The sequence below is a fragment of the Mesorhizobium sp. M7A.F.Ca.MR.362.00.0.0 genome (assembly GCF_004023175.1).
Lineage (GTDB): Bacteria > Pseudomonadota > Alphaproteobacteria > Rhizobiales > Rhizobiaceae > Mesorhizobium.
Genome location: NZ_RZTF01000648.1, coordinates 1 through 2,084, shown reverse-complemented (window position 1 = coordinate 2,084; position 2,084 = coordinate 1). Strand labels below are relative to the sequence as shown.

Annotated in this window: 1 protein-coding gene; it reads right to left on the bottom strand. The window is 66.1% G+C overall.

The features are described from left to right. A partial coding sequence (locus tag EOC06_RS36405) for a PAS-domain containing protein (protein WP_164898973.1) occupies positions 1–2,084 on the bottom strand: 2,084 nt, incomplete at both ends.

Here is a 2,084-nt window from a genome sequence, read left to right as displayed (position 1 = left end):
GCCAGCGAAGCCGTCGCGCGGGCAGGAACCCTGGCGTCGATCTCGCGCCGCGGTTCCTGCACGGCCGCGACGGGCAGGATGACGGAGAAGCGCGTGCCCTTGCCAGGGTTGGAAAAGATCCGGATCTCCAGCCGCAGCACCCGGGCGATGCGGTCGACGATGGAGAGGCCGAGACCGAGGCCCTCGGCCTCGCGCGCGCCCTCGTCGAGCCGGGTGAATTCGCGAAAGACGGTGTTCAGCTTGTCGCCGGCGATGCCGATGCCGGTGTCGATCACCTGGATCTCGGCCAGTTCGCCGCGCCGTCTGACGCCAACCAGCACGCGGCCGTGGCGCGTGTATTTGATGGCGTTGGAGACGAGATTCTGGATCAGGCGGCGCAGCAGATTGCGGTCCGTCGTCACTGTCAGCGATGACGGCATGATGGTCAGCGCGAGCTTCTTCTCGGCGGCGAGCGGCCGGAAGTCGTTGCCGATCTGGCGCAGCAATCCGTCGAGGTTGAAGGCGGTATCGTCCGGCTTCATCGCGCCGGCGTCGAGGCGGGAGATGTCGAGCACGGCGCCGAGGATGGTCTCGACCGATTCCAGCGAGGATTCGATGTTCACGGCGGCCTTGCCGGCAGGCCCTTTGCCGGCCTTCTCGATCAGCGAGGAGCAATAGAGCCGGGCGGCGTTCAGCGGCTGCAGGATGTCGTGGCCGGCGGCGGCGAGGAAGCGCGTCTTGCCGAGATTGGCCTCCTCGGCCAGCATCTGCGCCTGCGCCAGCTCCTCGTTGACCCGGGTCAGTTCGATGGTGCGGGTCTTGACGCGCTGCTCCAGCGATTCATTGGCACGCTTCAGCGCCAGATCCTGTTCGACGCGCCCGGAAATGTCGGCATAGGTGGCGACGATGCCGCCGTCCGGCATCGGGTTGGAGCGCAGTTCCAGGATGCGGCCCGAGGTTTTCAGTTCCATCTGCCATGGGCTGACGAAACTGGTCAGGCGGTTGAGCATGGCCACACGCTGATCGGCGGGGATGTCGCCGCGTTCGGCGAGATGGCGCAGGATGCGGTCGAGCGAGACGCCGACCTGGCCCATCTCGTCGGGCAGGTCGAACAGCGCTCGGTACTGGCGGTTCCAGCAGATCAGGCGGAAATCGCGGTCGAAGACGGTGATGCCCTGTTCCATCTGGTCGAGCGCGATCTGCAACAGGTCGCGGTTGTGCTGCAGCGCCTCGGTGGCGTCGTCGAGCAAGCGGAAGGCGTCCCGGGATTCGCGGTCGTGGCGCCGAAACAGCAGCGACAGGATCAGGCGCGCCGAGGAGGAGCCGACGGCGCTGGCCAGCAATTGCTCGGAAAAGCGGATGACGTCCATGCTCGCCTGCTCGTTGCCGTGCAGCGAGGTTCCGTTGGTCTTTTCGAACGACTGGAAGGAGCGCTCGGTGCGCTCGACACCGAGATAGCGCCCGATCGTGTCCTTGAGGTCGTTGACAGTGATGGCGGTGCGGAAGCGGCGCAGGCTTGGCATCGGGCCGGCATCGCGCGGCACGAAGATCGACGCCTGTATGCGTTCCAGCGGCACCGAAGCGCGCGACAGCGAACCGAGCACGAAGAACACTGCGTTGATCGACAGGCTCCACAGCACGCCGTGGTTCAGCGGTTCGGCGACGGTGCCGAACAATGCCTGCGGCCGCAGCGCCTCGAAGCCGAACAGCCCGTGCACGATGATGCCGGTATCGGGTGCGGCAAGCGATGGAAACAGCAGGGTGTAGCCCCAGACGATGATGCCGGCGACCATGCCGAGTGCCGCACCCCGGCCGTTGGCGCCGCGCCAGATCAGCCCGCCGATCAGGGCGGGCGCGAACTGGGCGATGGCCGCGAACGACATCAGGCCGATCGACGACAGTCGCGCGCTGTCGGTGCTCTCGCGGTAGTAGAGGAAGGCGATGAACAAGAGGATGAAGATCGCCCCGCGCCGCACATTGAGGATGAGCGTCGACCAGTCCTCGGTCTCGGAGGTCGAGGTCTTGAGCAGGCGGCGCACGAACAGCGGAATGACGAGGTCGTTGGAGATCATGATCGACAGCGCCACACTTTCGACGATCACCAT